General features: G+C 70.3%; 1 protein-coding gene. It reads left to right on the forward strand.

Annotated elements, in window-relative coordinates:
- A partial coding sequence (locus OSB71_RS24205) for an IS30 family transposase (RefSeq protein ID WP_265950942.1) occupies positions 1-864 on the forward strand: 864 nt, incomplete at its 5' end.
- Positions 865-871 lie beyond the last annotated feature (7 nt).

The raw sequence follows: 871 nt of genomic DNA on the forward strand, positions 1-871 counted from the left end.
GACCGGCGGGCGTCCGGCCGACGCCGAAGGCCCCAAGTGCGGCTCCTGGAGCGTGACGTGCTTCTGCGTGAGCGGGTGCTGGCCGGTTTGCGGTACGGGCGGACGCCGAACCAGATCGCCGGGCGTTTGAAACTCGAGGCGGCAGACGACACGGTGGGCCTTATGGAAGGCTCGCTCCCGGCCGGCAAGGGCACCGTCTCGCACGAGGCCGTCTGCACCTGGATCTACGCTCTGCCCAAAGGTGAGTTGGCCCGGCTGGGCGTGATGCTGCCTTCCGGCCGTACCCGTCGCGGGCCGAGGCGCAGGCCGGCCGCGGGGAACGGAGCCCGCATCGTCGGCATGCGCTCGATCCACGACCGGCCCGCCGAGGCCCTGGGCCGCCAGGTTCCCGGGCACTGGGAGGGCGACTTGATCATCGGCAGGGACGGCAGCACGGCAGCTGCGACCCTCGTCGACCGCGCCACACGCTTCCTGATGCTCCTCGCCCTGCCCCGGGGCAGGAACGCCGACGGCCTGGCCACCGCCCTGACCCAACGCGTTCGCGGGGTACCGGAGTTGGTGCGCAAGTCCCTCACCTGGGACCAGGGCACCGAGATGGGCCGCCACGCCGCCCTCACCCTGGCCACCGGCCTGGACGTCTACTTTGCCGACCCCCACAGCCCCTGGCAGCGGCCCACCAACGAGAACACCAACGGCATCATCCGCCGCTACCTTCCCAAGGGCACCGAGATCACCGACCACCAGCCCTACCTCACCGCCATCGCCGAAGAGATCAACAACCAGCCCCGCCGCTGCCTCGGCTACCTCACCCCACAAGAGGCGTTCCAACGGGCACTGACCGAAGGCGTTGCTTCAACGAATTGACACCGCC

It is taken from the genome of Streptomyces marinisediminis (assembly GCF_026262575.1).
Lineage (GTDB): Bacteria > Actinomycetota > Actinomycetes > Streptomycetales > Streptomycetaceae > Streptomyces > Streptomyces marinisediminis.